18 protein-coding genes are annotated in these 20,250 nt (G+C 58.0%); 10 read left to right on the forward strand and 8 right to left on the reverse strand.

Features of this window, described 5'->3' with window-relative positions; translation table 11 throughout:
* The first annotated feature begins 371 nt into the window (after window positions 1-371).
* A complete protein-coding gene (locus D7X94_RS09235; protein ID WP_120427434.1) occupies window positions 372-617 on the forward strand; it encodes an acyl carrier protein in 246 nt (81 codons plus the stop codon).
* Window positions 618-784: 167 nt separating this feature from the next.
* Here D7X94_RS09235 and D7X94_RS09240 read toward each other — a convergent pair whose 3' ends face one another.
* Window positions 785-1,741 (reverse strand): glycerophosphodiester phosphodiesterase family protein, encoded by a 957-nt coding sequence (locus D7X94_RS09240; RefSeq protein WP_120427435.1) that lies wholly within the window; start codon window positions 1,739-1,741, stop codon window positions 785-787.
* 420 nt (window positions 1,742-2,161) lie between these two features.
* Here D7X94_RS09240 and yicI point away from each other — a divergent pair, with 420 nt between their 5' ends.
* Complete coding sequence (gene yicI / locus D7X94_RS09245; protein WP_120427436.1) at window positions 2,162-4,480, forward strand: alpha-xylosidase; 2,319 nt, start codon at window positions 2,162-2,164, stop codon at window positions 4,478-4,480.
* A gap of 96 nt (window positions 4,481-4,576) precedes the next feature.
* Here yicI and D7X94_RS09250 read toward each other — a convergent pair whose 3' ends face one another.
* From D7X94_RS09250 to D7X94_RS09265, 4 genes are all read right to left on the reverse strand, one after another.
* Window positions 4,577-4,900, reverse strand: coding sequence for a sigma-70 family RNA polymerase sigma factor (locus D7X94_RS09250; protein WP_120427437.1), 324 nt, complete (start codon window positions 4,898-4,900; stop codon window positions 4,577-4,579).
* Window positions 4,901-4,919: 19 nt separating this feature from the next.
* Window positions 4,920-6,368: a TrkH family potassium uptake protein gene (locus D7X94_RS09255; protein ID WP_120427438.1), complete on the reverse strand. Its 1,449-nt coding sequence runs from the start codon at window positions 6,366-6,368 to the stop codon at window positions 4,920-4,922.
* Window positions 6,369-6,384: 16 nt separating this feature from the next.
* Window positions 6,385-7,746, reverse strand: a complete 1,362-nt coding sequence (gene trkA, locus D7X94_RS09260; RefSeq protein ID WP_120427439.1) for a Trk system potassium transporter TrkA — start codon at window positions 7,744-7,746, stop codon at window positions 6,385-6,387.
* Window positions 7,747-8,217: 471 nt separating this feature from the next.
* Window positions 8,218-9,594: a Sapep family Mn(2+)-dependent dipeptidase gene (locus D7X94_RS09265; protein ID WP_120427440.1), complete on the reverse strand. Its 1,377-nt coding sequence runs from the start codon at window positions 9,592-9,594 to the stop codon at window positions 8,218-8,220.
* Between the two features lie 95 nt (window positions 9,595-9,689).
* Here D7X94_RS09265 and D7X94_RS09270 point away from each other — a divergent pair, with 95 nt between their 5' ends.
* The 8 genes from D7X94_RS09270 to D7X94_RS09305 all read left to right on the forward strand — a co-directional run bounded on the left by D7X94_RS09270 (window position 9,690) and on the right by D7X94_RS09305 (window position 18,121).
* Entirely contained in the window at window positions 9,690-10,295 is a 606-nt protein-coding gene (locus tag D7X94_RS09270) for a nucleoside recognition domain-containing protein (protein ID WP_120427441.1), read from the forward strand.
* Window positions 10,283-10,804: a spore maturation protein gene (locus D7X94_RS09275; protein WP_199715056.1), complete on the forward strand. Its 522-nt coding sequence runs from the start codon at window positions 10,283-10,285 to the stop codon at window positions 10,802-10,804. Before D7X94_RS09270 ends, D7X94_RS09275 begins: the two co-directional genes overlap by 13 nt.
* A gap of 111 nt (window positions 10,805-10,915) precedes the next feature.
* A complete protein-coding gene (locus D7X94_RS09280; RefSeq protein WP_158590971.1) occupies window positions 10,916-11,443 on the forward strand; it encodes an SLOG family protein in 528 nt (175 codons plus the stop codon).
* Between the two features lie 947 nt (window positions 11,444-12,390).
* The gene (locus tag D7X94_RS09285) at window positions 12,391-13,029 is read left to right on the forward strand and encodes a redox-sensing transcriptional repressor Rex (RefSeq protein ID WP_442857898.1); all 639 of its coding nucleotides are present in this window, start codon (window positions 12,391-12,393) and stop codon (window positions 13,027-13,029) included.
* A 22-nt stretch (window positions 13,030-13,051) separates the two neighbouring features.
* Window positions 13,052-15,652 carry a bifunctional acetaldehyde-CoA/alcohol dehydrogenase gene (adhE, locus tag D7X94_RS09290; RefSeq protein ID WP_243111244.1) on the forward strand — a complete coding sequence of 867 codons (2,601 nt, stop codon included), beginning with the start codon at window positions 13,052-13,054 and terminating at the stop codon, window positions 15,650-15,652.
* Between the two features lie 18 nt (window positions 15,653-15,670).
* On the forward strand, window positions 15,671-16,426 hold the full coding sequence (locus tag D7X94_RS09295) for a phosphotransferase family protein (protein ID WP_120427444.1): 756 nt from the start codon (window positions 15,671-15,673) through the stop codon (window positions 16,424-16,426).
* Between the two features lie 426 nt (window positions 16,427-16,852).
* Entirely contained in the window at window positions 16,853-17,866 is a 1,014-nt protein-coding gene (locus D7X94_RS09300; RefSeq protein WP_120427445.1) for a zinc-dependent alcohol dehydrogenase family protein, read from the forward strand.
* 3 nt (window positions 17,867-17,869) lie between these two features.
* Complete coding sequence (locus D7X94_RS09305) at window positions 17,870-18,121, forward strand: Smr/MutS family protein (RefSeq protein WP_147401697.1); 252 nt, start codon at window positions 17,870-17,872, stop codon at window positions 18,119-18,121.
* A gap of 132 nt (window positions 18,122-18,253) precedes the next feature.
* Here the strand turns inward: D7X94_RS09305 and D7X94_RS09310 are convergent, their stop codons facing one another.
* From D7X94_RS09310 to D7X94_RS09315, 3 genes are all read right to left on the reverse strand, one after another.
* The gene (locus D7X94_RS09310) at window positions 18,254-18,526 is read right to left on the reverse strand and encodes a hypothetical protein (RefSeq protein ID WP_120427447.1); all 273 of its coding nucleotides are present in this window, start codon (window positions 18,524-18,526) and stop codon (window positions 18,254-18,256) included.
* Window positions 18,501-18,662 (reverse strand): hypothetical protein, encoded by a 162-nt coding sequence (locus D7X94_RS18435; RefSeq protein ID WP_158590972.1) that lies wholly within the window; start codon window positions 18,660-18,662, stop codon window positions 18,501-18,503. Before D7X94_RS18435 ends, D7X94_RS09310 begins: the two co-directional genes overlap by 26 nt.
* Window positions 18,663-18,924: 262 nt before the next feature.
* Entirely contained in the window at window positions 18,925-19,794 is an 870-nt protein-coding gene (locus tag D7X94_RS09315) for a zinc dependent phospholipase C family protein (RefSeq protein WP_158590973.1), read from the reverse strand.
* Between the last annotated feature and the right edge of the window lie 456 nt (window positions 19,795-20,250).

Consider the following 20,250-nt stretch of genomic DNA (forward strand, 5'->3'; position numbering starts at 1 on the left):
GGAGCGTTCTGACCTGACCGAGTCGGCAGACGAGACCAGCTGAGACTCAACGCCCTCAAGGTCTTGCCCTTAAACACCTGAGAAGCGTATTTTTGCCAGGGTGGTGAATAATAGGTTAACACTCGCTGCGCTCGGTTAACTATCCGAGTTTTGCAAAGCAAAACTCTTAAGAGGGGACGGAGAGTTCATCTCGCACAGCGAGATGAATCTCTTTTGCAACTGAGAAAAGCGTCCCCTAGTTTCGGAACCATCCAGCGGCTTCCCATCCTGTCTTTCGCCTTTTGCTATCCCCGCGTGTGAACAGCCAGCCCAACGCGCTCCGCCTGGGGCGCGTCTCAAAAAGAATACAATAAAGACATAGGAGGAAAATTATGGACACAAGAGAAGTTTTCACCCGCCTGAACCGGGTATTCCAGGAGGTTTTCGACGACGACAGCATCCGGGTGGGCCCCCAGACTACCGCCGACGACATCGAGGACTGGGACAGCCTGGAGCACATCACCCTGATCTCCGCCGTGGAGCGGGAGTTCCGCATGAAATTCAAGATGGGCGAGATCTCCTCCATGAAAAACGTGGGCGAGATGGCCCAGATCGTCATGGAGCGGGCCAAACGGTAAATCCCCCAAAAAATGAAAAAAATCCCCGGCAGCCGCTGGGGATTTTTCTATGTATGAAAACTTTACTGCTCCACCCTCCGGGCAACTGAATCGTTAATGCGGTTCAAAAGAGGTACACCGCCTCTTTTGAACCAAGCGGCGCAGCCGCCCAGCTTGAAAACCAGTATTTACCGATTTTCAAGCGCGTTTACGATGACGCATTCCGCCTCCAGCAGCCGGGCATAGGCCTCCTGCCTCTCCCCCTCCGCCTTCGCGGGCAGGATGTTCTCGAAAATGCACAGGCTCCCCAGGTCCTTGGTCCGCCGGTACTCCTCCTCGCTGCGGATGGTCCAGCTCACCTCCTGCATCCCGAACACCCGCTTCACCGCGCCCATGGCCGGAATGTCCCGGGCGTGCAGGTCGTAGGCCTCGAAATTGGGCCGGGTGTACCAGTTTGTCAGCAGATTTCTGCCGCAGAAGGCCTCCCAGGCAGTAAGGTTGTCGTCCCCCTCTTTAAAATGGGCCATCAGCTGGCCACGCACAATCTCCGGGCGGTTCTTCCGGAACCAGCGCACGATCCTGGGGTCGAAGGATTCCACGCAGTAGAGGCCCTTGTAGCCCTCCAGTTCCTTCATGGCCAGCTGGCAGAGCTCCGCCGGGTCGTTGTAGCCCTTCAGCTCGATAATCAGCGGCGTGGTCCCTCGAAGCCCCGCCAGCACGTCCCGGAACAGAGGCACAGGCTCCTCGGTGCCGAACAGTCGGTAGGCCCTCAGCTCCTCATAGGTCAGATCCGCGATGGCCTTGTCCGCCCCACAGCTGCGCTTGATGCTGGCGTCATGGTGCACCACCACCCGCTTGTCCTTGGTGAGCTGCAGGTCAAACTCCATCCCGAAGCCCCCCAGCTCCGCCAGCCGGAATCCCTTCATGGAGTTCTCCGGCACGCCGTTCTCCAGGTTGTGCAGGCCTCTGTGGGCGTAGTCAAACCGCCGGAACTCCTGGAAGCTGGGCCTATGGGCGAGCTGGGGCGCGATCAGCCACAGCCAGACCAGCCCGGCCAGGGCCGCGATTCCCAAGAGAACCAGGGCCACTGTGCCCGGCAGGCCCAGTCCGCTGGTGGATACATCCAGAAAACGAAAAAAATTCATGATTTTTCCTCCAAACTATCTTTCTTTTTTATCTTGTTTGTATTATAATATGAAAAATATGGCTTGCAAAAGGACAGGGGTTGAGAGTGTTGATGGCCTCTGGCAGGGAGGGGCGTTGCCCCCTCCACCCCCACCACCTTTGAAAAGGTGGACGAAACTTTTACCCTGGTCAGCATTGGGCGGTCCAGCGGGCCTTACGCTGGCGCGGGTGTGGGGTGAGCGTCTGCCAGTGGCAGACAAGCTGCGAACCGACCGAGCCGGCAGGCGAGACCGGAGCCCCACGGTCTTGCCGTAAGGCGCAGCAGAGTTCGCGAAGCGAAACTCTCTGCGACTGGAGGCCACACAGTATTACTTTTAAAACCTATCATATACCAACCGCGAGACTTTTGCAAGCCCGTGGACAAAAGAAAGGAAATGATTATGAAATTCACCAAAGGCTACTGGCTGAACAAGCCCGGCGTACAAAATTTTGACTGCGTCCAGATCCGGGAGGCCCGGGTGGAGGACGACCGCCTCTACCTCTACTCCGTGCCCTACCCCCAGGACGAGCGAGGCATGGGCGGCCCGGTGCTGGAAATCTTCATCAGCGCCCCCCGCCCGGACGTGATCCGCACCGAGGCCTGGCACTTCATGGGCGGCGCCCAGAAGGTCCCCCAGTTCGAGCTGGAAACCGTGGACGCGCCCTTGCAGGTGGAGGAATTTGACGGCGGGCTCACCGTCACCAGCGGCCGCACCCAGCTGCGTATCACCAAAAGCCCCGCCAGCTTCTCCTATTTCTACGACGGCAAGCCCCTCACCAAGGTGGGAGACCGCTTCGGCCACTCCATGATCAGCTATGTGCAGACCCCGGAGGGCCCCTTCATGCGGGCCCAGCTGGACCTGGACATCGGCGAGAACATCTACGGCCTGGGAGAGCGCTTCACCCCCTTCGTGAAAAACGGCCAGATCGTGGACATGTGGCAGGAGGACGGCGGCACCTGCTCCGAGATCTCCTACAAGAACATCCCCTTCTACCTCACCAACCGGGGCTACGGCGTGTTCGTGAACTCCAGCGCCCAGGTCAGCTACGAGCTGTGCTCCGAGGTGGTCACCCGGGCCCAGTTCTCCGTGCCCGGAGAAAAGCTGGACTTCATGGTCATCGGCGGCGGGGACGCCAAAACCGTCCTACAAAACTACACCGCACTCACCGGCCGTCCCGCTCTGCCCCCGGCCTGGACCTTCGGCCTGTGGCTCTCCACCTCCTTCACCACCAACTACGACGAGGAGACCGTCTCCCAGTTCGTGAACGGCATGGCGAACCGGGACCTGCCCCTACACGTGTTCCACTTCGACTGCTACTGGATGGCGGAGAACGAGTGGTGCAACTTCAAATTCGACCCCAAGATGTTCCAGGACGCCCCCGGCCTTCTCAAGCGCCTGAAGGAGCGGGGCCTGAAGATCTGCGTGTGGATCAACTCCTATATCGGCCAGAAATCCCCCCTCTTCAAAGAGGCCATGGAGAACGGCTACCTCCTGAAGCGCCCGGACGGCAGCGTGTGGCAATGGGACCTGTGGCAGGCCGGGATGGGGCTGGTGGACTTCACCAATCCCCAGGCCTGGAAGTGGTATCAGGGCAAGCTTCGGGCCCTGCTGGACATGGGCGTGGACTGCTTCAAGACCGACTTCGGCGAGCGCATCCCCACGGACTGCGTCTACTACGACGGCAGCGACCCGGTGCTCATGCACAACTACTACACCTACCTCTACAACAAGTGCGTCTTTGAGCTTCTGGAGGAGCACAAGGGCAAGAACGAGGCCTGCCTCTTTGCACGCAGCGCCACGGCGGGGGGCCAGAAATTCCCGGTCCACTGGGGCGGCGACTGCTCCTCCAACTACCTGTCCATGAGCGAGAGCCTCCGGGCCGGGCTCTCCCTGTGCCTCTCCGGCTTCGGCTTCTGGAGCCATGACATCAGCGGCTTCGAGGGCACCGCTCCCGCCGACGTGTACAAGCGCTGGGCAGCCTTCGGCCTCTTGTCCACTCACTCCCGCCTGCACGGGTCCAACTCCTACCGGGTGCCCTGGCTCTTCGACGAGGAGTCCGTGGACGTGGTGCGCCAGTTCACCAAGTTGAAGTGCTCCCTGATGCCATACCTGTACACCGGCACGGTGGAAACCCACGAAACCGGCGTGCCCCTCATGCGGGCCATGCTGTTGGAGTTCCCGGAGGACATCCCCTGCGCCGGGCTGGACCGCCAGTATATGCTGGGGGGCAGTCTGCTGGTGGCCCCGGTGTTCACCAAGTCCGGGGACGTGGACTACTACCTGCCCCAGGGCCGCTGGACCAACCTCCTCTCCAACCAGGTTGTGGAGGGCGGCCGCTGGCTCCACGAGGTCCACGGCTTCATGAGCCTGCCCCTGATGGTCCGGGAGAACACCATCCTGCCCGTGGGGGCCAACGACCACGATGTGGAGTACGACTACAGCGACGGCCTGACCCTCCACCTGTTTGAGCTCACCGGGGAGGCCAGCTGCGATGTGGTGGACATGCGCGGGGAGAAGTTCCTCTCTGTCACGGCCAAGCGGGAGGGGGACAAGATCACCGTCTCCTTCGAGGGCAAGGCCGCTGGGCTAAAGCTGCTGCTGCGGAACGTGGACGCCATCCACAGCGCCAACGGCTTTGTGGGCGAGGCGGAGGCCACGCCTTTGGGCACACTGCTCCAGGTGAACCCCCAGCTGCAATCCGTGAGCTTCCACATCTGAAGGCTCCACTGCCGGTTCGGCCAATCTTTTTGATTATAAAAGGGAACATGACAGATTGTTGTCATGTTCCCTTTGTTATAGGTTTTAAACCAGACCCTAATCCTCCTCTTGCTCTGCCCGGCGGATTGCCGCCGCGTAGGCCAGCGCCCTTTCCAGCCGCGCCAGGGCCTTTTGCAGATGGCGATAAACCGTAGCCTTGTTCACCCCCAGCGCCTGTCCGGCCTCCTCCATGGTCAGTCCATCAAAAAAGTATAGCCGAACACACTCCCGCTGCCGGTCTGTTAAATCCCGCTCAATGGCCAGCTGGAGCACCGCTTTGGCGGAACGGCGGTCTATCCCCCGGCCCTGGTCGGGGCCGAGGGAGTCCTCTCTGCCAAAAAAATTTCGGATTTCATCCAGACTTACCAGCTTGGTCCGCATAGAAACACCTCGGATCCCCTTACGTTTTGCGCCATGCCGTGGGAAGGAACAGCATAATCATGGGGAAAATCTCCAGCCTGCCGGCCAGCATGTCAAAGGAGAGCACCAGCTTGCTGAAGGGAGAGAATCCCGCGTAGCTGCCCATGGGGCCCACCACGTCCAGGCCGGGACCAATATTGTTCAGGCAGGCTACTACCGCGGTCAAATTGGTTTCCAGGGAGAACTCGTCCAGGGCAACCAGTACCATGGACCCCACCGTGATCGCCAGATAGACGGCCAGATAGCTGTAAGTGTTTTGGATGACTTCCTCTCCCACCGTCTGTCCCTCCATGTGTACTTGGGAAACGGAGCGAGGGCGGAGCATCCGCTTTACATTCCTCCTGCCTGCCTTGCACAGCAGCAGCACCCGGGCAACCTTCATGCCGCCGCCGGTGGAGCCGGCACAGGCGCCCACGAACATCAGCACCACCAGCAAGGTTTTGGACAGGGCGGGCCATTGGTTAAAGTCCGCCGTGGCAAAGCCGGTGGTCGTCATAATGGAGGACACCTGGAAGGCCGCCTGATGCAGGGCCTCCCCCACATGGCGGTAAATGGGCAGAATGTCCCAGGTAATCACCAGAATGCTGCCCAGCATAAGGCTAAGGTAGAGGATCAACTCCTGGTTCTTCAGCACTTTCATAAACTGCCGGATCAGCAGCAGATAGAAGATGGAGAAATTCACCCCGAACAGAGCCATGAACACCGTGCAGACCCCTTGCAGATAATGGCTGTAGCTCATCAGGCTATCGCCTTTGATGGCGAAGCCCCCGGTGCCCGCCGTGCCAAAGGCGGTGGTGACGCTGTCGAAAAGGGGCATTCCTCCCGCCAGCAGCAGAATGATCTGTACCAGGGTCAGCCCGATATAGATGGCGTACAGCAGCTTGGCACTGTCCTGGAGCTTAGGCACCAGCTTGTCCACCTGGGGGCCGGGGCTCTCCGCCCGCATCACATGCAGCAGGGAGTTCTTCCCCTTGCCCATAGGCATCACCGCCAGCAGAAACACCAGCACGCCCATCCCGCCCAGCCAGTGGGTGAAGCTGCGCCAGTACAACAGTCCCATGGGAAGAGCCTCAATGTCCGTCAGAATGCTGGCCCCGGTGGTGGTAAAGCCGGAAACAGTTTCAAACAGGCAGTCGATATAGTTTGGCACAGCGCCGCTGAGGAAAAAGGGCAGGGCGCCAATCAGGGAAACCGCCACCCAGCACAGCGCCACGCTCAAAAACCCCTCCCGGGCGCCGATCTGCCTGTCTTTAGGGGGAAGCAGAAAGGTGCCCAGGCTGAGCACCGCCGAAATGACGACGACCGCCGCCGTGCCGGCTACCGCCCGCGTCTCCCCATAAAACAGGGAGATGCCTACAGAGGGCAGCAGACATACAGCCTCCACCCGGAGGATATAGCTGATAAGGCGCAAAATCATTCTGTGATTCACTTCTACTGCCTCGCTTTCAGCCGGTTACAATATCGCTGAGATTCTGGATTGCCATGTCGGCCGTGGCCACCACGATCACCGAGTCGCCGGCCTCTATGGCGTCGCTGCCCCCAGGAATGATCGCCCGGCCCCGGCGGTTGATGCAGGCAATCAACGTGCCCGGCTTCAGCTTCAGTTTATAAAGAGGCTGGCCCAAAAAGGGAAGGCCCTTCCCCACCTGAAATTCCAGCGCCTCCACTCGGTCCTCTACAATCCGGTGCAGGGTGGTCACAGAGCCGCCCTTCCGGTTGCCCATGGCCCGCACATACCGCATGATGTCGCTGCAGCACAGGTCCTTGGGGCTTACAGCGCAGTCGATGCCCTTGCCGGTCAGGGCCTCGTTAAATTCCGTGCGGTTGATCTTGGTGATCACCTTGTAGATGCCCAGGAAGTTAGCGTACATGGAGATGATGAGGTTTTCCTCGTCAAAGTCCGTCAGCGTTACCACCGCGTCGGTCTGGGCCAGACCCTCCGTGTCCAGAATATTCCGGTCCGAACCGTCGGCGTTAATGACGGTGGCCTTGGGCAGGGTGTCGGAGAGCTCGTTGCAGCGGGCCGGGTCCTTTTCGATGAGCTTTACGTTTACGCCGGATTTGAGCAGCTCCGTGGCCAGATAATAGGCGATCCTGCTGCCGCCGATAATCATCACGTCCCGGATTTTCCGCTGGCTCACCCCCAGGTTGCGGATGAGCTTTGCCAGGTTTCCCGAAGGGGCCGTCACATGGAGCCTGTCCCCCTTCTGCAGCCGGAAGCGGCCGTCCGGAATAAAGACCTCGCTGCCCCGCTGCACCGCGCAGACCAGCACCTGGACCTTCACCTTTTTGCCGAAGTCCATCAGCAGGCAGCCGTCCAGCGGGCTGTCCTCCCCCAGCTCGATCTCCACAATCTCCACCCGGCCCTTGGCAAAGGAGTCCCGCCGGAGAAAGGAGGGGAACTGTAAGAGCCGGAAGATCTCGCTGGCTGTGGAGAGCTCCGGGTTGATCATCATGGACAGGCCCAGCTCGTCCTTCCACTCGTAGAGCTGGCTGAAATAGTCGGGATTCCGCACCCGGGCGATAGTGTGGGCGCAGCCCAGCTTGTGGGCGGTAATGCAGCAGAGCAGATTGGTTTCGTCTGCGGAAGTCGCCGCGATGAGCAGGTCGCTCCCCTGCACGTTGGCCTGGTTCTGCGTCTTGATGGTGGCGCCGTTGCCATGAACCACAATAATATCCAGGGATTTCTGGGCCTCCTCCAGCACCAGCTTGTTGCTGTCGATGACCACCACGTCGTGGCCCTCCTTGGCCAGCTGAACGGTCAGGGCCGAGCCTACTTTGCCATCACCCACAATTACGATTTTCATTGCCATTCCTTCTCTTTACCCAAAAGATTTCTGATTTTCCCAGCCGCCGTGGTTTCGCAAAAGGATAGTTTTGAGAGTAATACTGTGTGGCCCCCGCCCCAAGGGGTGCGGCTTCGGCGCTTGGGGGACTCTGGGTCTCGGCTGGTCTCGACTGCCGACTCGGTCGGCGACGGGAAATTGCCACTGGCGATTGTCGCCCCCCAAAAAACCCACCACTTTTGAAAAAGTGAACAAAACTTTTTCCCTGGTTAACTGGGTGAGATAAAGCTAAACAAAGTAAAAGTTTTTGATCCACACTTTTCTCAAAAAGTGTGGTCCAGTCCAGGGTGAGAGTTCGTAAGACGAAGTCTCACGAACTCTTGTCGCCGAAGGCCATCACATGCTCCAATAAAGTATAAGAAACTGGAGATTTCTGTTCAACTTTATGCCGCGGCCTGGGCATAAAAAGCCCTTTTCTTTAATAATTATATCTTATTCCGCCGTCAGCATCCGGTACATAGACTCCAGGCAAATCTGGGCATGGAGCTTGAACCGGCGCAGATCAATCTGCTCGTTCACATCGTGGGCGTTGCTGGGCTCGTCATCGTGAAAGCCGGGCCCAAAGGCAACTCCCTTTCCAAACATCTGCCGGGCATAGGTGCCGCCGCCCATGGAGAAAATGTCGCATTCCTCCCCGGCTATATCCTGATAGGCCCCAGAGAGCAGAGTCACCAGAGGGCTCTCCTTGGGCAGATACAAGGGCTTTGCATCAGAAAGAAGGGTGTATGCCAGCCCGGCCTCCTTCGCGGCCTTTTGGATGGTTTCAGATACCCACGCGCCATCCTTGGTGGCCGGATAGCGGATGTCCACCGTTAGACTGCACCCCTGGGAATTGGCGCTGAGCAGACCCAGATTGAAGGTCAAGGCCCCGCTGGGTTCGTCAGAAATGTTCACCCCCAGTTTTTCCCCGGTGGTGCACAGCCCGATCTTCTCATGGATAAATCCAAAGAATTTGCCCAGACGCTCTTTCCCGAACACCTCCGCCAAGAGCTCCACCGTATGCGTGGCGGCGTTCTGGCCATTTTCCGGCCCGGCGGCATGGGCAGCCTTGCCCTTTGCCAGCAGCCTTGCCCCATCCTCTGTGCGGGTGATTTCAAAGCTCGCCGCCCGGCCTCCCGCGGCCTGGGTCAGCCGCTCAAATTCATCGGCGGTGCAGACAATCTGGCACTCCGCCTTGGCCGGCACCGCGTTGACAACCGTACCGGCGGAAAAGCTCTTGATCAGCGGGGAATCATTTTCCGCCTTGATATTCAGGTCGATAATTCCCTTTTCACAGTGGCAGATTCCATAGCCGGAATCCGGGGTAAATCCCATATCCGGATGCTGCTCCTTGGAGAAGTAGTAGGGCATATCCGCCATGCCGATCTCCTCCGCCGAGCCGAACACCACCCGCAGCTTCCGGTTGCCCTTGACCCCGGCGTCCTTTAAAGCCCGCAGGCAATGAAGCGCTACCACAGCCGCACCCTTATCGTCAGAAACACCCCGGCCAATCGCTTTGCCGTTCTTGACCACCATGGTGAAGGGATCCGTGTCCCAGCCCTCCCCGGCAGGCACCACGTCCAGGTGGGCCATAACCACGGCATTGCCCTCGCCCAGGCCATATTCCGCATGGGCCGCGTAATAGTCCACGTTTTTTGCCTCCAGGCCATAGCCTTTCGCCATCTCGACCACCGTATCTATGGCCCGGGCGCACTGGTCCCCGAAGGGATGTTCTCCCTCAGAAGGCACCGCCACAGAGGGAATCGCCACCAGCTTACCCAGGTCGCTTACAATGTCATCCCAATACTCCAGAATCTTTTCTCCAAACATATCTTCATGTCCTTTCTGATGTTAAAACCGTTCTTACATAAGATAGTCCTTTTTTGCCGCAAAGTCAATACCCATTTCAAAAAGGAAGGATCCCCATGATCAATCTCATCTGGTTCGGCATGATCGTCCTCAGCATACTCTGTGCCGCCATAAACGGCCGTCTGGGGGAACTCTCCTCCGCAGTGATGGAGGGCGCTTCCAGCGCGGTAGAGCTCTCCCTGTCCCTGCTGGGCAGCATGTGCGCCTGGCTGGGATTCCTGAAAATCGCCGAGCGCGGCGGGCTCACCCGAGTGCTGGCCACAGGGTTCTCCCCCATCATCGACCGGCTTTTCCCCGACTACCGGGAAGATCTGGAGCTGAAGGGCAAAATCTGTATGAATCTTTCCGCCAACCTGCTGGGCCTGGGCAACGCCGCCACGCCCTTGGGCCTTTCCGCCATTCAGGCCATGGCGGAAAAATCTCCCGGCGCTCTGCCCACCCGGGGAATGATCCTCTTTGTCGTAATCAACACCGCCTCTTTACAGATTCTGCCCATCAACATGGCTGCCATGCGGGCGGCTCAGGGCAGCACAACGCCCTTTGGGATTCTGCCGGAAATCTGGGTCACCTCCCTGTGCTCTCTGGCAGCCGCGGTCCTGTGCTGCAAGCTGGCGGAACGGCGGGAATCCCTGGGGCAGGAGGAGCGGCTATGGAACAGATAGGGGCGGCTGCTCTTCCGGTAATCATCGGCGTGATCCTGCTTTTCGGCTTTTTTCGCGGCGTGGATGTGTTCGACGCCTTCCTCTCCGGGGCCAAAGAGGGCATTCACACCTCTCTGGGCATTCTGCCCACTCTTATCGGCCTAATCGTGGCGGTAAACATGGTCCGGGCTTCTGGCCTGCTGGACGCTGTCTGCGCCGTGACGGCTCCCCTGGCCCAGCAGGTGGGAATTTCTCCAGAGATTATCCCTCTCGCCCTGCTGCGCCCCATTTCCGGCAGCGGAGCCTCGGCCTATACCCTATCTCTGCTGGAACAATTTGGCCCGGATAGCGAAACCGGAAAGATCGCCTCTGTGCTGGCCTCCTCCACGGAAACCACCTTTTATGCCATCACCGTCTACTTTGGCGCCTGTCAATGCAAAAAGCTCCGCTACACCCTGCCCGCCGCCCTGCTGGGGGATATGGCGGCGGTGGTGTTGTCTGTGGCCACCGTGAAATGGTTCGGAATATAGAGTTCGTTTCAGGCGCTGGCAGAGCAAACCGGCGCTTTCCGCCGCGCCCGCTCTTTTGACAATCTCCGCCATTTGTGTTATGATAATCTCAACCATACAATGGAGGTTCTCATGGGCGTACAGATTATCCGGGAAAAAACCTGCTGCTTTACCGGCCACCGGCATCTGGCAGAGCGGGACAGCCTTTGGATCCGCCGGCGGATCCGCGAGGAAGCCGCAAAGCTGTGGAGGGAACAGGGCGTGGATACCTTTTTAGCGGGGGGCGCACTGGGGTTTGATACTATGGCGGCTCAAGAGGTTCTGCACCTAAAAGAGGATCTGGAGCCCCGCCTCAAATTGATTTTAGTGCTGCCCTTTCCCGGCCAGGAGAGCCGGTGGACGCAAAAGCAGCAGCTCCTCTATCGCGCGTTGCTGAGCCAGGCCGACGAGTCCTTTTATACCGGTGACTTTTTCAGCCGGGAAAGCCTCTTGCTGCGAGATCGCTATCTGGTGGAGCACAGCGCCCACTGCCTCTGTTATCTGGACCAGCGCCGGCGAAACGGCGGCACCTCCTACACCGTGCGGTATGCTTTGGCCAATGGCCTGAACATCGTCAACCTGGCCCCCGCGCCTCCGGATGCCCAGGATCCTTTCCTATAGGCAAAGCCTTCAAAGGCATCGGAATTTTTGTGTCCTGCGTCCTCTGGTACAGTTACATAGCCGCCTTTGACAATCTGCGCTTGCGGGATCCCGGTTTCAACGCACTTCGCTTTGAACTGTTCCGCCATGTCCTTGGGAATTCGAACGATGATGGAACCGTAAACTTTTTTTATAGCGGTTCTTCACAGCGGATGAGGTTGTTGTTTTCCTTTTTGGCTCCATATCTCCACCTCAAAATATTTCCTTTGGCAATATGGCAATATATTTTTTTAGGCTATCTTCATTTTCACAAATATCTTTTGAGATTTTGTATTCGACGGACAAACTGCCAATTTTGTGTGAAACGATCCAGCATTCTCGCTGCTCTCTAATCGTGTATTCTGTAACTTCCTTTTGAGATAGTCATAATTTAAGTCCTTTCTGTCTGCATTATTGATTTATTTTGCAGGCGCCTTATAGTATAATAGGACTTACGGGAGGGGTGGTTTCCCGCCCGTGCCGGGGGAGCCGAAAAAGCCAGATTTTATGCGGGATTCTGTAAAACCAGGGTGTGTTTTGATTCCTCTCGTAATGATGAGGTGGTCGGTTCGATTCCGACATCCATCTCCAGAAAATATTGGCTTGCGCCAAAGAGGAGCGCCGAGGAACATGGGGGTTTTAGGCGTTTCTCTTTTTTGATCTGCGTTCTGCATTGCCGCGGCGATTGTATGGGCCTTTCCGGCAGAGCGCGGCAGAAGAAAAAAGGAATAAATGCAAAAACTCCCGGGCGCTGTCCGGGAATTTTTTGTGGGAGCTTCCCTGGTGGAAAGTACACAAATAGTCAAGAAATTGTTATCGATATTTATTTATCGATATTTTGATTTTTTTCTTTTCTTTTTCTGAAGAATGTGCTATATTATAAATAGTAGAAGAATCGATCCAGGAAACAGGGAAGAGAGGTGATAAAAATGCCGGACCGGTGTGTTTCAAAGCAGGCCTTGCAGCGTTTGCCGGCCTATCTGAACTTTCTGCGGAATTCCGGGGAGCAGGCGGGCAAATATGTTTCCGCCACGGCCATTGCAGAGGCTTTGGGCATCAACGATGTGGTGGTGCGCAAGGATCTGGCTTCGGTGAGCAGCCGGGGCAGGCCAAAGGTGGGCTATGTCCGCCTGGAGCTGATTCGGGAGTTGGAGTGCTTTTTAGGTTACGACAACACCCAAGACGCCATTTTGGTGGGGGCGGGCAAGCTGGGGCAGGCGCTGCTTTCCTACAGCGGTTTTCCCCAATATGGGCTGAACATTTTGGCCGGATTCGATTCCGACCCCGCCCTTGTGGAGACAGAGGTGGCCGGAAAACGGATCTTGCCCATGGAAAAGCTCCCGGGGCTGTGCCGCAGAGTGGGCGTACACATCGGGATCATTACGGTGCCGGGGGAACATGCCCAAAAGGTGTGCGACCAGCTGATAGACAGCGGCATTTTGGCGGTTTGGAACTTTGCCAATGCCCATTTGAACGTACCGGAAGGCATCCTGGTGCAGAACGAAAACATGGCGGTTTCACTGGCATTGCTTTCTAACCACCTGAAAGAACGATTCAGCACAAAATAAACAGCAAAGGATGGGCAATTTCATGGAGACAAATTTTGAAATCGTGGAAAACGTGGAAACCTTTGAAAAAATGCTGGCCCGGGTGCGCGAGGCGCAGAAAAAGTACGCCACCTATACCCAGCAGCAGGTGGACGAGATTTTCCGCGCCGCGGCCATGGCCGCCAACCTGCAGCGGATTCCGCTGGCAAAAATGGCTGTGGAAGAGACGGGCATGGGCGTAGTGGAGGATAAGGTGATCAAAAACCACTATGCCGCCGAGTATATCTACAACACCTATAAGAACACCAAGACCTGCGGTGTGATTGAGGAGGACAAGGCCTTCGGCATCCGGAAAATCGCCGAGCCCATTGGCGTGATCGCCGCCGTCATCCCCACCACCAACCCCACCTCTACCGCTATCTTTAAGACCTTGCTGGCTCTGAAATCCCGCAACGGCATTATTATCAGCCCCCACCCCCGGGCCAAGAAGTGCACCATTGCCGCCGCCAAGGTGGTTCTGGAAGCAGCTGTCAAGGCAGGCGCTCCCGAGGGCCTCTTCGGCTGGATCGACGCTCCCTCTTTGGAGCTGACCAATCTGGTTATGGCTGAGGCCGACATCATTCTAGCCACCGGCGGCCCCGGCATGGTGAAGTCCGCCTACTCCTCCGGCACTCCGGCTCTGGGCGTGGGCGCGGGCAATGTGCCCGCCATCATCGACGACACTGCCGACCCCATTCTGGCTGTGAACTCCATTATTCACTCCAAGACCTTTGACAACGGCATGATCTGCGCCTCCGAACAGTCCGTGATCACCCTGGAGCCCCTCTATGAGCAGGTAAAAGCCGAGTTCGTTAAGCGCGGCTGCCATATCCTCTCCAAGTCCGAGCTGAACAAGGTGCGCAAGGCTATCATCATCAACGGCGCCCTGAACGCCAAGATCGTGGGCCAGTCCGCCTTCAAGATCGCCCAGCTGGCCGGCGTCACCGTGCCCGAGACCACCAAGATTCTCATCGGCGAGGTGGAGAGCGTGGACATCTCCGAGGAGTTTGCCCACGAGAAGCTGTCTCCCGTGCTGGCCATGTACAAGGCCGTCAGCTTCGAGGACGCCATCCAGAAGGCCGAGCGCCTCATCGAGGACGGCGGCTACGGCCACACCGCCTCCCTGTACATTGACGTGACCCAGAAGGAGAAGCTGGCCGCTCATCAGGCAGCCATGAAAACCTGCCGTATCGTGGTGAACACCCCGTCCTCCTTCGGCGGCATCGGCGACCTGTACAACTTCAAGCTGGCCCCGTCCCTGACCCTGGGCTGCGGCTCCTGGGGCGGTAACTCCGTTTCCGAGAACGTGGGCGTCAAGCACCTGATCAATATCAAGACCGTGGCCGAGAGGAGAGAGAATATGCTGTGGTTCCGCACGCCTGAGAAGGTGTTCTTCAAGAAGGGCTGCATGCCCGTGGCTCTGGAAGAGCTGAAAACCGAGTATGAGAGGAAGAAAGCCTTCATCGTTACCGACAGCTTCCTGTATCAGAACGGCTACACCAAGCCCCTCACCGACAAGCTGGACGAACTGGGCATCCAGTACGCGGTTTTTGCCGACGTTGCCCCGGACCCCACCCTGGCCTGCGCTCTGGAGGGTGTAAAGCAGATCCGCTCCTTCCAGCCCGACGCCATTATCGCCCTGGGCGGCGGCTCCCCCATGGACGCTGCCAAGATCATGTGGGTGCTCTATGAGCATCCGGACGCGGACTTCCAGGCCATGAGCATGGACTTTATGGACATCCGCAAGCGCATCTACCGCTTCCCCAAGATGGGCCAGAAGGCCATGATGGTGGCCATCCCCACCTCCTCCGGCACCGGCTCCGAGGTTACCCCCTTCGCCATCATCACCGACGAGAAAACCGGCACCAAGTGGCCCCTGGCAGACTATGAGCTGCTGCCCACCATGGCCATTGTGGACGTGGACAACATGATGAACCAGCCCAAGGGCCTGACCAGCGCCTCCGGCATTGACGCCATGACCCACGCCATCGAGGCCTATGTATCCATTATGGCTTCTCAGTTCACCGACGGCCTGGCTCTGCAGGCTATCAAAGCGGTATTCCAGTATCTGCCCTCCGCCTATGAGAATGGCGCCAATGACCCCATTGCCCGTGAAAAAATGGCAGAGGCCAGCTGCATCGCCGGTATGGCTTTTGCCAACGCTTTCCTGGGTCTGAACCACTCTATGGCCCACAAGCTGGGCGCCTACCATCACCTGCCCCACGGCATTGCCAACGCGGTGATCCTCACCGATGTGATCCGCTATAACGCCGCCGAGGTTCCCACCAAGATGGGCACCTTCTCTCAGTATCAGTATCCCCACGCCAAGGCCCGCTACGCGGAGATTGCCAAGGCCTGCGGCCTGCCCGGCAGCAATGACGACGAGCTGCTGGAGAGCCTGATTAAGGCTCTGGAAGAGCTGAAGGATAAGATCGGCATCAAGAAAACCATCAAGGATTATGGCGTAACCGAAGAGGCTTTCCAGGCCACGCTGGACGAGATGGTGGAGAACGCCTTTAACGACCAGTGCACAGGCGCCAACCCCCGTTACCCGCTGATGAGCGAGATCAAAGAAATCTACCTCAAGTGCTACAACGGCAAATAAGAAGGAGGAGTATCAGTTATGAATCTGGAAAATGCAAGAGTAATCGCGGCGCGCACCTCCAAGACCCTTTACAGGGAAAATGACAAGGTGATTAAGGTTTTTGACGAGGACTACTCCAAGGCGGACATCCTCAACGAGGCGCTGAACATTGCCCGGGTGGAAGAGACGGGCGTACCCATGCCCCGGGTGCAGGGCGTTGAGATGGTAGAGGGCAAGTGGGCCATTGTCACCGATTATATTGAGGGCAAGACCATGGACCGGCTGATGAAGGAGAATCCGGAGAAGAAGCAGGAGTATCTGGAGCGTCTAGTGGACATTCAGCTGGAGATCCACAAGCACACCGCCCCCATGCTCACTCTGCTTCAGGACAAAATGCGCCGGAAGATCAGCCAGACCGGCCTGGATGCCACCACTCGCTATGAGCTGGACGCCCGTCTGGACAGCCTGCCCAAGCACCGCAAGCTGTGCCATGGAGACTTTAACCCCTCTAACGTGATTATCAAGCCCGACGGCGGCTACGCTGTGCTGGACTGGGCCCATGCCACCCAGGGCAATGCCAGCGCCGACGCGGCCCGGACCTATCTGCTGTTCTGGCTTCAGGGCGACATGGACGGCGCGGAGCAGTATCTGGACATCTTCTGCAAGAAGTCCGACACCGCCAAGCAGTATGTGCAGAAGTGGCTGCCCATTGTGGCCGCCAGCCAGTCTGTGAAAGGCAAGCCCGAGGAGAAGGAATTCCTCATGGGCTGGGTAAACGTGGTCGAGTACGAATAAGCGCGGCCCGCAAGCTCTGCCCTGACGAAATAGAAACATAAACCTGAGAAGAAGGGGGCTCGAAAGGGCCTCCTTTTTCTACAATAGTCCCGGCGTAATCGATGGCATGAGGCGGAGAGCACGGCCAGGGGCGGGCGGATCTGCCAAATTCCGGCTCCCTGACAGGGCGTGGGGCCAGTGATTGAGAAGCGGGCTTTTGGCAGGGACGGAAACCAAAGATATAGTAAACACACTTAAAAATCGGTAGCTACCGATTTTTAAGCTGGGCAGCTACGCGCCTGGTTCAAAAGAGGCAGAATACTTCTTTTGAACTGTGTTAACTATAAAAACCGAAATGAGAAAAATACAACGAAAGGAGCGACACGGGGCGCGAAAGACGGGGTTCATCCCTCTCTTTCGCGCGTTCCGTACCGGATGGCGACTATCATGAAAGCAAGCTATTTCCTGGGAAACCAGGCTTTTGAGGTCCGGGAGAGGGAGATTCCCCGCCCTGGCTCTGGGGAGGTTGTGATCAAGAACATGGCCTGCGGGGTGTGCGGCACGGATGTGCACATCTATTACGGAGAACCGGGCTCTGCGGATGTGACACCGCCGGTGGTGCTGGGGCACGAATATTCTGGCGAGATCGTGGAAGTGGGGGAGGGCGTCGACGGCTTAAAGCCCGGCGACCATGTGACGGTAGATCCCAATATTTACTGCGGCCGGTGTGAATACTGCCGCGACGGCAAAAAGCAGCTCTGCGAGAGTATGCAGGCCGTGGGGGTAACCCGGGACGGTGGCTTTGCCCAGTATAGCTTGGTGCCCCAGGGGCAGGCCTTCAAGCTGGCGGAAGGGGTCCCCTTCCAGGCGGGAGCCATGGCGGAGCCTCTGGCCTGTTGCCTTCACGGCATCGACCTGGCGGGAATCAAGCCTGGGCAGACGGTGTGCGTTGTGGGCGGCGGGGCCATCGGCCTGATGATGCTCCAACTGGCGCGGCTGTCCGGCGCGGGGCGGGTGTTCCTCAGCGAGCCCAACCCCAAACGCCGGGAGGCGGCGCTGGCTCTGGGGGCGGATCTGGCGATTGATCCCGCGGATGCCCAAAGCCGCGTCCAGGGAGAGAATTCCGCCGATGTGGTCATTGAGTGCGTGGGCAATCATCTGGCGGTGGAAAGCGCCTTTGCCTTTGCCAACAAAGGAGCCACGCTGGTGCTGTTCAGCGTGCCCAAGGTGGACGCCGTATTCCCTCTGCCCCTGTTTGACCTCTATAAGAAAGAACTGACAGTAAAGGGGTCTTTCGTGAATCCGGATACCCATGCCCGGGCCGTGGCGCTGATTAACGCCGGACGGGTGGACTTTGGCCCCATCATCACCCACCGCTTTGGAATCGGCCAGCTGCCGGAGGCCATCGCCGCCCAACAGGGGAGCGAGTCCATCAAAGTGGTGGTCCTGCCCCAGGAGTAGGCCGTGCGGTTCCGACGGGAGGGTGATGGGATGCGGGTGGACCTTCATGGAATGTATCAGGCAGACGCCAAGGAGCTGCTGCTGAACTGGCTGGACCATGTTCCGGCGGGAGTGACCGAGCTGCGGGTGATTCACGGTTCCAACCAGGGCACGGTGCTCCGGGATATGATCTGGGAGGACCTGGCACACAAAAAGATTAAAACCCGGCTGCACACCCTGAACCCAGGAGAGACAAGGCTGCTCCTGAAAAAGTGAAAAGAACCCGTCGCGGCCAGCGGCGGGTTCTTTTTATATAGCGCGTGAACTGAAAAGGGTATCTTTACAATTGCGGATATAGTTAATTTATTTTAAAAGAATCTTTTGAACTAGGCGGCAGAGCCGCCGAACTTAAGAACCGGCTTTCAATTCCTCTTCCGTGTCATACAGATACCCGCTACTAAGAATGAACTTTTCAAACTCGTTCAGGGCGTTAAAATCCTTTGTTTCCGTCCTGATCTTTTCTTGCAACAGTTCACCGTAACCGGAGACCCGTTCCGGGGTGGTAGCTTCCGCCGCGGCGGTTTCGGCAACAGGGACCGCCGCCCGCTCGTTTTCATCATAAATTCGGCTTTCCGGGTGTTTGTCGCTCCAAAACTCAATGCGCTCCGTCGTTTCCTTCATAGAACACGCCGCTTTCCTCTGTGGCGTAGGTCTTGCGAATAGCATTGCCCTCCCACGTGGAATCTTCTTTGCACTGTACGCCTAACAGAATTTCGGCTTTCGCGGCTTTGTACCCTTCAAATGTAACGTGCTTCATTTTGGTGTCCTCCTGTGACTTTCCGGCCCGGATATACAAAAAATTAGGTTCACGGGTCGTTTAAACTTGTGTAACCTAATTGTAATGCTTGCACACTTTTTTAATAAGTGATACGGAGTGGCCGCCGGAGGGTGAGCGTTCTGCCGGATACTTGGCAAAGCCAAGTATTGCAGACAACGCCGCGAACCGACCGAGCCAGCAGGCGAGACTCCAAAATATCGTCCCAAAAGCGCGCTTGGCCCACTCTCAGATCACCGGGTTCTCATCCAAAGGGCCTCTCTTGGGTAAGGGAGGCGAAGTCCCCGGTGTCGAAGCGCTTCCACAGGAGCTCCGCCAGATCCAGAGCCTCCTCGTAGAGCTGGAAGAAATCCCGGTCTCGCCGCGTCCCCTCCCAGGTCCAGCTTTCGTGGCTGAGGTTGGCGAAGTCCTCCTCCGGGTCCTCGGTGATGGGCACCAGATGGGAAGCCACATAGCTGGGCCGGCCCTTCTCAATCACCCGGAACAGGCCGCGCTTGAGGCCCGTGCGGTCGGTGCAGCAGGCAAAGACAAAGTGGGCGTCCTTGGTGGCCTGATAGAGCTCCTCCTGGGAGACCTGGGCCCCGTAGACCGTGGAGAGCACGTCCTGGTAGAGGCAGGCGATCTTCCGCTGGGCCCCCTCGTTCTTGGGAAACATGTCTCCCAGCTTCACCTCGGAGGGCAGCTTCCCGGTTTTCCAGCGCAGGACGATGGCGTCTAGGGAGGCCTCGATCTCCCCGTGCATGGTGGAGGGGTTCTCCCCGGGGCGGCGCTCCGCCAGCTCCCTTGCCCGGGCGTTCACAAAGGGGTGGGCGGTGGAGTCCAGGGCGTAATGGCACAGAAATCCCAGCACATAGGAGCGGTAGGAGGGGTCACTGTGGCGAGAGAGAAAGTCCCGCATGGCGTTCAAGGTGGCGGAGGGCGGATCCCGGTGCAGGGCAGAGCCGTACTCCTTCAGGGAGGCGCCGGTTTTCTTCAGGGCGGACTGGAAGTACCGGTGGCAGAAGAGGAAATCCGGGCCCTGGGCGCCCCAGAAACAGGCGCACTCGTCCACGCTTTCCCGGAGCCGGGCCAGAACGTCCCTGGCGAACAGATTGTGGGTGATACAGGCGGGCATAGGGGTGCTCCTTTCGTAACTGATAGAGATTTTGAGAGTTTTTATTTTTTTATGGGCGCGTGAGTGCGCACATTGGCTAATTGCGGAGCACCACGCCCGGCGGGCGTTTAGGCTTGGTAGCTGCGCCCAGCGCTGGCTTTCTCCGCATCCACCCCGCTCGGGTTCGTCCTTCGGACGAACCGCCGGAGGAAGCGGGCTTTGCCCGTTTCCTCGCGGCCATTTTGCGGCTCGCCGCAAAATGCGAGCGGGGCACACCGCGCCAAGCAAGTGCGAGGAATAAGCTAGGTTTCGCGGTAGTGTCAAAAAGATAAACACTCGCATCGCTCGGTTTATCTTTCCGTTTTGCTTCGCAAAACTCGCCGGGCTGGGTGCTGGATACACGGCGCAGGCTGGTTCTGATTTCCAGGAAACTTTTTTCTCTTACAAAAAGTTTCCTCTTGGCGCTACGCGCCAATT

The organism is Acutalibacter sp. 1XD8-33 (assembly GCF_003612555.1).
Taxonomy (GTDB): Bacteria; Bacillota; Clostridia; order Oscillospirales; family Acutalibacteraceae; genus Acutalibacter.

Coding starts and splice junctions, on each gene's coding strand:
- D7X94_RS09240 (WP_120427435.1), bottom strand. CDS start 1,741: ATGAATTTTTTTCGTTTTCTGGATGTATCCACCAGCGGACTGGGCCTG.
- D7X94_RS09235 (WP_120427434.1), top strand. CDS start 372: ATGGACACAAGAGAAGTTTTCACCCGCCTGAACCGGGTATTCCAGGAG.
- trkA (WP_120427439.1), bottom strand. CDS start 7,746: ATGAAAATCGTAATTGTGGGTGATGGCAAAGTAGGCTCGGCCCTGACC.
- yicI (WP_120427436.1), top strand. CDS start 2,162: ATGAAATTCACCAAAGGCTACTGGCTGAACAAGCCCGGCGTACAAAAT.
- D7X94_RS09270 (WP_120427441.1), top strand. CDS start 9,690: ATGATCAATCTCATCTGGTTCGGCATGATCGTCCTCAGCATACTCTGT.
- D7X94_RS09285 (WP_442857898.1), top strand. CDS start 12,391: ATGCCGGACCGGTGTGTTTCAAAGCAGGCCTTGCAGCGTTTGCCGGCC.
- D7X94_RS09280 (WP_158590971.1), top strand. CDS start 10,916: ATGGGCGTACAGATTATCCGGGAAAAAACCTGCTGCTTTACCGGCCAC.
- D7X94_RS09315 (WP_158590973.1), bottom strand. CDS start 19,794: ATGCCCGCCTGTATCACCCACAATCTGTTCGCCAGGGACGTTCTGGCC.
- D7X94_RS09300 (WP_120427445.1), top strand. CDS start 16,853: ATGAAAGCAAGCTATTTCCTGGGAAACCAGGCTTTTGAGGTCCGGGAG.
- D7X94_RS09295 (WP_120427444.1), top strand. CDS start 15,671: ATGAATCTGGAAAATGCAAGAGTAATCGCGGCGCGCACCTCCAAGACC.
- D7X94_RS18435 (WP_158590972.1), bottom strand. CDS start 18,662: ATGAAGCACGTTACATTTGAAGGGTACAAAGCCGCGAAAGCCGAAATT.
- adhE (WP_243111244.1), top strand. CDS start 13,052: ATGGAGACAAATTTTGAAATCGTGGAAAACGTGGAAACCTTTGAAAAA.
- D7X94_RS09265 (WP_120427440.1), bottom strand. CDS start 9,594: ATGTTTGGAGAAAAGATTCTGGAGTATTGGGATGACATTGTAAGCGAC.
- D7X94_RS09250 (WP_120427437.1), bottom strand. CDS start 4,900: ATGCGGACCAAGCTGGTAAGTCTGGATGAAATCCGAAATTTTTTTGGC.
- D7X94_RS09310 (WP_120427447.1), bottom strand. CDS start 18,526: ATGAAGGAAACGACGGAGCGCATTGAGTTTTGGAGCGACAAACACCCG.
- D7X94_RS09275 (WP_199715056.1), top strand. CDS start 10,283: ATGGAACAGATAGGGGCGGCTGCTCTTCCGGTAATCATCGGCGTGATC.